Here is a 7,304-nt window from a genome sequence, read left to right on the forward strand (position 1 = left end):
AGTGACATAATTTTTTATTTTTCGTTTTACAAAATCCCCAATTTTTCCTTATTTTATCGGCTTTTTACTGGGTGTCCCAGGCTTTCTGGGGTATTTTGTCGGAGTCTGTTTTATTTTTTCGATGACTAAAAGACTATGGGTAATATCGCTAAAAGGCAATGTAATCTCTTTTTGCTCTACTACTTTTCCTCCTAAAACTGTGATGGCGTTTTGTGAATTTTGTATTTCTTCCTTAAGCTGTGGACCTTTTTGACATATAAAATATCCTCCTACCTTCACAAAGGGTAAGCAATACTCTACTAGTACATTTAAGGATGCCACTGCTCTGGCTACTGCATAATCATATTGTTCTCGATGGGTCTCCTCCTGACCACACTCCTCTGCTCTTCCATGAACAAAATTTACATCTTCTAGGCCTAATTCTTGGGATACTTCCTTTAAAAATTCAACTCTTTTATTTAAGGAATCCAATAGGGTTAATTTCAACTTAGGGAAATATACCTTTAATGGAATACCTGGAAATCCAGCACCAGTCCCCACATCAATCATTGTGCCTTCCTCTTTTAAATATTGACTCTGAATACAGGATAGGGAGTCTAAAAAGTGTTTAACCATTACTTCTTCTTCTTCTGTGATGGCAGTTAAATTCATTTTTTCATTCCATTCCAGTAAAATATCTTTATATGTAAGTAGTTGCTGAACCTGATTGTCATCTATATGAAACCCTAGCTCTTGACATCCGTCCTTTAAAATCATTTTGCTCTCCATTAGGTCCCGCCTCCATTTTTTTGTCGTCTTCTTTGCTCTAGGTAGATCATCAAAACTGAAATATCAGAAGGAGATACACCAGATATTCTAGAGGCTTGTCCTACAGACATAGGCTGAATATCACTCAGCTTTTGTCTTGCTTCAAGTCTCAATCCGTCAATACCATGATAATCAATTTCTTGGGGCAGTATTTTGTTTTCTAATTTTTTAAACTGGTCGATTTGTCGAAGCTGCTTTTCAATATATCCCTCATATTTAATGATAATCTCACATTGCTCTTGGGCATCTCTTACAATATCCACATTTCTATTTTCATCAATCTTCTTCAGGACTTTATAGGTTACCTCAGGACGTTTTAATAAGTCATAGAGAGACATACCTGCTTTAATTAAAGAACTCTTGTTTTCTTCTAAAATTGGATTCGCTTTTTCTGGGGACACATTTGTTTTTTTAAGACGCGTTATTTCTTCCTCAATATGACTCTTCTTGAGTAGATAACGTTCAAGTCTTTCCTTGGAGGCTAAACCAATTTTATATGATTTTTCTGTTAATCTCATATCTGCATTATCTTGTCTTAATATTAATCGATATTCAGCCCGGGAGGTCATCATTCGATAGGGCTCGTTGGTTCCTTTTGTCACAAGATCATCAATTAATACACCTATATAGGCCTCGGATCGATCTAAAACAAAGGGCTCTTCTCCCTTAGTCTTTAAAACTGCATTAATTCCTGCCATCAGGCCTTGTGCTGCTGCTTCTTCATAGCCCGATGTTCCATTGAATTGACCCCCACTAAATAGGTTTTCAATATGCTTTACCTCTAAAGTAGGTTTCAGCTGTGTTGGATCTATACAGTCGTATTCAATGGCATAGGCTGGTCTCATAATAACAGCCGATTCCAACCCGATTACGGTTTTTAACATGGCATCCTGTACTTCCTCTGGTAGACTAGTTGACATCCCCTGTACATACATTTCTTTTGTATCTAATCCCTCTGGTTCAATAAAAATCTGATGGGATGGCTTATCACTAAAGCGAACAACTTTATCTTCAATAGAAGGACAATATCTAGGTCCAACACTTTCCATATCCCCTCTATACATTGCTGAACGATTCAAATTTTCCATAATGACTCGATGAGTCTCTCCTGTGGTACGGGTCAACCAACAGGGGACTTGTTTTTTCTCTATTCCGTCATTCATAAAAGAAAAAGGAACAATTTCCTCATCTCCTAGATGCTCTTCCATTTTTGAAAAATCAACAGAATCCTGATGAATCCGCGCTGGTGTTCCTGTTTTAAATCGCCTCATATTGCATCCTAGCTTTGTCAGTTTTTCCGACAGATGCATTGAAGGAAAAAGACCATTAGGACCAGATTCATAATTAACTTCTCCAATATAAATTTTGCCTCTTAAATAGACCCCTGTAGCCAAGATGACTGAATGGCTATAGAAGCTGGCTCCTGATCTGGTCACAACACCCTTCACTGTGTTGTCTTCTATGATTAAATCCACAACCTCTGCTTGTTTTAAAAGTAGGTTAGGCTCATTTTCTATGGTTTTTTTCATCTCCGTATGATATTTATTCTTATCGGCCTGTGCCCTTAAGGAATGCACCGCTGGCCCTTTTCCTGTGTTTAACATACGACTTTGAATAAATGTTTTATCAGTGTTGATTCCCATTTCTCCACCTATTGCATCAATTTCACGAACGAGATGTCCTTTTCCTGTGCCTCCTATGGATGGATTACAAGGCATCATTGCAATTGAATCTAATGTCATTGTTAACATCAGGGTTTTTGCACCCATTCTTGCAGCTGCTAAAGCAGCCTCGCAGCCAGCATGTCCTGCCCCAACTACGATTACATCAAATGTTCCCGCATTATACTTCATATTTGTTTCTCCCTTATTCTAATTTTATTTACCAGATTTAAGACCCTTACAGAAGCCTTATCATAGATGGTATTTTGTAATCATAGGAGGTAGACACTCCCTATATTTCATCTTAGTGAAACAATTCCACTTTGTTTTTCACGTGAAACAACTACTTCCCAATACAAAAGTTTTGGAATATATGATCTAATAAATCTTCTCCCACTGTATCTCCTGTGATCTCACCTAATGCATCCCAAGCATTTTTTACATCAACCTCTACAAAATCAAGGGGCATTTTTTGCTTGATTGCTTGTACTCCGTCTGTTAGGCTCTCTAAAGCTCTTTCTAAAGCATTTTTATGTCGTACATTTGTGACCAGTAGACTATCCTTAGCCCTTGTTTCACCCTTATAAACGATTTCTACTAAGGCTTCCTCTACTTCCTCTAAGCCACTTTCTTCTATAAGTGAAATCTTGATCACCTTCTTTTCCCCCACAATTTCTATGATTCGATCATAATCAATTTGTGACGTTAAGTCAGTTTTATTAACTAATATTAAGGCTTTTTTACTTTTGACTAGCTCCATAATTTGTAGATCCTCTGGGGTTAACTCTCTAGATGCATCCAGCATTAAAATGATTAAGTCTGCTTTATTAAAAAACGCCTTGGATCTTTCTACCCCTATTTTTTCTACAATATCTTCTGTTTCCCTAATTCCTGCTGTATCAATTAAATTTAATGGAATTCCTCTTATGTTAAAATGTTCTTCAATGGCATCCCTTGTTGTGCCTGGCACTTCCGTCACAATGGCCCTTGATTCCTTTAATAGTGCGTTTAGTAATGAAGACTTTCCTACATTGGGCTTTCCTACAATCACTGTGTTGAGCCCTTCCCTCAATATCTTTCCAGTATCCGCTGTTTCCAATAAGACTTTTATCTTTTTTTCAATCTCCATACTTTGCTTTAAGAGTAAATCTAAAGTAACTTCATCTACGTCTTCATCTGAAAAATCAATGGATACTTCAATATGGGCTAACATATCTAAAAGCTCATCCTTCACTTTTTTAACTCGTTTAGAAAGAGACCCTTCTAATTGATTTAATGCCACATCAAAACCCATATCTGTTTTTGCACTAACCAAGTCCATTACAGCCTCTGCCTGGGCTAAATCAATTCTACCATTCAAAAAAGCACGCTTTGTAAATTCTCCAGCATCTGCAGCTCTGGCACCCTTGCGTAAAATTAATTCTAATATACGCTTTACAGGAATCATCCCACCATGACAGTTAATTTCTACGACATCCTCTGTGGTATAGGTATGTGGTCCCTTCATATACGAAACCAAGACTTCATCAATACGTTCATTTCGCTCTGTATCGATAATATGCCCATATGTAATTCGTCTAGGAGAAATATCCTTCAATTTTTTCCCTTGTTTAGATTGAAATACTTGATCTATTATATGGAGTGCTTTCTCACCACTAATTCTTACAATACCGATTCCTGCTTCTCCATGGGCTGTGGCAATCGCCGCAATTGTATCATCTAAAAACATATTTTCACCTCTATTATTTAATTAGTTAAACTACAAACCAAATTATTTGCAATGCTTTACCAGAACATCTATACTTACTATGTGTTCTCTTTATTTAATTCAAGCAGATCCTCACCTTTACTCATTAAACTTATTAGTTATTATACCAAATTTCTCTTGTATTTAATTATAAATCATTTGAAATCATAAAAAAAGCGTCTTCGACGCTTTCGCTAGGAAACCCTAGGTTTCCTTCGACGCCAGTGAAGCTGGCTGAGCACCTTCCTGAAAACGGGCAGGGGATTTCATCCCCTACAACCCCTCTTTTTTATATAATATGAAAGCACCACTTTCCTATTATATAAAAAAACCCAGTTATTTAACTGGGTTTATGTCTCTTATTTTTTTAGAGAAATGACTACCTTCCGATAAGGCTCTTCACCCTCACTATATGTCTGCACAAAAGGACTTCCTTGAAGAGTTGAATGAATTACTCTTCTTTCATATGGATTCATTGGTTCTAATGCAACTGTTTTGCCTATTTTTTTAGCTTTTCGAGCCATTTTGTTTGCTAAACGAACTAATGTCTCTTCTCTTTTTTGTCGATAGTTTTCTGTATCAAGAATAACCTTTACATATTTATCTTCGCCCTTATTAACGACTAAACTAACTAAGTACTGAACCGCATCTAGTGTCTGGCCTCTTCGTCCAATGACAACGCCCATATTGGGTCCTTCTAATGTAATATTCAATATGTCTTGGTTTCTTTCGATTTGAATATCAACGTCCGGAATGGTCATGCCCTCCAAAACATCCTTTAGGAAGTTTCTAGCCTCATCCTCTACCTGGTTGACAACTGTTAATTGCACCTTTGCCATTTTTGTTCCAATAAAACCCAAAAAACCCTTGGAAGGTTGATCTATTATTTCAATCTCAACCTGTTCCTTAGTTTTATTAAGTTCCTTTAAACCTATTTCAATGGCTTCATCAATCGTTTTACCCATTGCTTCGGTCATATTCATATTAATTAGAACCCTCCTTTAACTTATCTTGGGATCTATTCATTAATAGTTGTTGAACGAATTGGAATAGATTACTCACTACCCAATAAAGTGTTAGTCCTGCTGGAAAGCTTCTTCCCCACCAAAATATCATAAGTGGCATGCCGTATGTCATCATTTTTTGGGTTTGATCAGCTTGTTTTCCTGTGGACATTGTTTTACTAGATAAGAAAGTTGTTATCCCTGCTAACAGTGGTAGTACCCATGGATCTGCATCCGATAAGTTGGATAACCATAAAAAACTAGTGTTAATACTCGCATATATTTCAGCCGAACCAAATACATAGGTTGCTGGATCTCTTAGAGCTGTAAATAATCCAATCAAAATTGGAAACTGAACTAATAAGGGTAAACAGCCTCCAAATGGACTAACATTATATTTTGCGTATATCTCCATTGTCTTTGCATTTAGTTGTTCTTTATCATTTTTATATTTTTCTTGTAACTTTTTAATCTCAGGCTGAACTTCTTGCATTTGTCTCATTGACCTTGTTTGTTTAAGCGTCAACGGGAGTAATAAAAGTTTAACTAAAATTGTGAAAACAATAATTGAAACCCCATAGTTTCCAATAAGATCAAATATTAGTTTTAATAGAGCACCTAATGGTTGTGCAAAAAACCTCAAGTTTAAACCCCCCTATACACCGTTGTGTATTATTTTAAAGGGTCAAACCCTCCAGGGTGGAAGGGATGACACTTTAATAGCCGTCTAATCGTTAAATAAGTTCCCCTAAAAAATCCATAAGTATTATATGCTGATATACTGTAACTAGAACAAGTTGGATAAAATCGACAAGTCTGTCCCTTTAATGGTGAAATCCATTTTTGATATAGGGTAATCAGTTTAATAAGGAATTTAGACATAAGCGCTTCACTCCACTGCTTTTTAAATACATATTTAATAAATAAATTAATATAGCTAGTGCCTAACTAATCAGTTTCATTTTCCGAATTAAATGTAACAAGGCACTTTCAATTTCTTTATAAGTTGATTCCTTGCAATTGGGTCTAGCAATGAAAACGATATCATGGCTTGTCTTTATTTTCCCCTCATTTAAACGATAAGATTCCTTCATTAATCTCTTTACTCTACTTCTTACAACACTATTACCAACTTTCTTGGAAACAGTAAATCCAATTCGATTGTATTCTAAATTATTGTTTACAATGTATATAATCAAGAGCTTATTGGCCATAGACCGTCCCTTTTGATATACCATTCTAAAGTCCTGATTTTTCTTTAGCTTATTATTGGACTGCATACTTCTTCCTCCAAATCATCATAGCTACAGAAAAAGGCCACATAGTGCGGCCTTATGCAGTCAATCTCTTTCTGCCTTTTAGTCTACGTCTTTTTAGTATTCTTCTGCCACTCGTTGTACGCATTCTCTTTACAAAACCATGTTCTTTCTTTCTTTGTCTTTTTTTAGGCTGATATGTTCTTTTCACGAAATACACCCCCTTCAAGTACTACAATGGAGTACTACTATATAATCACTGACGGATTAATTTATTTATACCTATTTTTGAGCACACTACAGATAGATTATACCTATATTCACTGTAACTGTCAAGAAAAAAGCATTTTTCTAGATTGTGGATAGTTTTCTCCACAATCTGTTTATTTGTGGATATTTTTCTTTTAATCATTGAAAAAACTTAAAAAATTTGTTAATATAGATATACCTGTTGATAATAAGGAAAAAACTATTCACATTTTCCCCAGTTATGCACATATTGTGGGTAAACCTGTGTATAACTCTAAGATTTCCTTTAATATTCTTGTTTATACTCACTTTTTGCCATTTTTTCTGTGCATAAACCCTATGTGGATTTTGTACATACTTTGGCACTTACTATTACTTTTTTATAAAAGTCCACAAACATCTGCATCTTTTACTCGTTATCGTGTGTATAAGACTTGTCCTATTTTTTTTGTACCAAAGATGCGTTTTTTTATTTTTTTTGTGGATAACACTTAGGATAAGTTTATTTTACTCGCAACATTATTTTGCTACATCATTATATTATATGCTTTTCTTTATATATTATATTCCTATTCTTTTT

Annotated in this window: 8 protein-coding genes; all 8 read right to left on the reverse strand. The window is 35.4% G+C overall.

Annotated features, from left to right (window positions below):
* Positions 1 to 48: 48 nt before the first annotated feature.
* The 8 genes from rsmG to rpmH all read right to left on the reverse strand — a co-directional run bounded on the left by rsmG (position 49) and on the right by rpmH (position 6,686).
* Entirely contained in the window at positions 49 to 768 is a 720-nt protein-coding gene (gene rsmG, locus AMET_RS23955; RefSeq protein WP_012065746.1) for a 16S rRNA (guanine(527)-N(7))-methyltransferase RsmG, read from the reverse strand.
* Positions 768 to 2,660, reverse strand: a complete 1,893-nt coding sequence (gene mnmG / locus AMET_RS23960) for a tRNA uridine-5-carboxymethylaminomethyl(34) synthesis enzyme MnmG (protein WP_012065747.1) — start codon at positions 2,658 to 2,660, stop codon at positions 768 to 770. Before mnmG ends, rsmG begins: the two co-directional genes overlap by 1 nt.
* A 151-nt stretch (positions 2,661 to 2,811) precedes the next feature.
* Positions 2,812 to 4,197 carry a tRNA uridine-5-carboxymethylaminomethyl(34) synthesis GTPase MnmE gene (gene mnmE / locus AMET_RS23965; protein ID WP_012065748.1) on the reverse strand — a complete coding sequence of 462 codons (1,386 nt, stop codon included), beginning with the start codon at positions 4,195 to 4,197 and terminating at the stop codon, positions 2,812 to 2,814.
* 377 nt (positions 4,198 to 4,574) lie between these two features.
* Positions 4,575 to 5,198: an RNA-binding cell elongation regulator Jag/EloR gene (gene jag / locus AMET_RS23970; RefSeq protein WP_012065749.1), complete on the reverse strand. Its 624-nt coding sequence runs from the start codon at positions 5,196 to 5,198 to the stop codon at positions 4,575 to 4,577.
* A gap of 1 nt (position 5,199) precedes the next feature.
* Positions 5,200 to 5,862, reverse strand: coding sequence for a YidC/Oxa1 family membrane protein insertase (locus tag AMET_RS23975; RefSeq protein ID WP_012065750.1), 663 nt, complete (start codon positions 5,860 to 5,862; stop codon positions 5,200 to 5,202).
* A gap of 29 nt (positions 5,863 to 5,891) precedes the next feature.
* Positions 5,892 to 6,101: a membrane protein insertion efficiency factor YidD gene (gene yidD / locus AMET_RS25335; protein ID WP_012065751.1), complete on the reverse strand. Its 210-nt coding sequence runs from the start codon at positions 6,099 to 6,101 to the stop codon at positions 5,892 to 5,894.
* Positions 6,102 to 6,163: 62 nt separating this feature from the next.
* Positions 6,164 to 6,499 carry a ribonuclease P protein component gene (rnpA, locus tag AMET_RS23980; RefSeq protein ID WP_012065752.1) on the reverse strand — a complete coding sequence of 112 codons (336 nt, stop codon included), beginning with the start codon at positions 6,497 to 6,499 and terminating at the stop codon, positions 6,164 to 6,166.
* A 52-nt stretch (positions 6,500 to 6,551) separates the two neighbouring features.
* Positions 6,552 to 6,686, reverse strand: a complete 135-nt coding sequence (rpmH, locus tag AMET_RS23985) for a 50S ribosomal protein L34 (protein WP_012065753.1) — start codon at positions 6,684 to 6,686, stop codon at positions 6,552 to 6,554.
* Between the last annotated feature and the right edge of the window lie 618 nt (positions 6,687 to 7,304).

This window comes from Alkaliphilus metalliredigens QYMF (genome assembly GCF_000016985.1).
Lineage (GTDB): Bacteria > Bacillota > Clostridia > Peptostreptococcales > Natronincolaceae > Alkaliphilus_A > Alkaliphilus_A metalliredigens.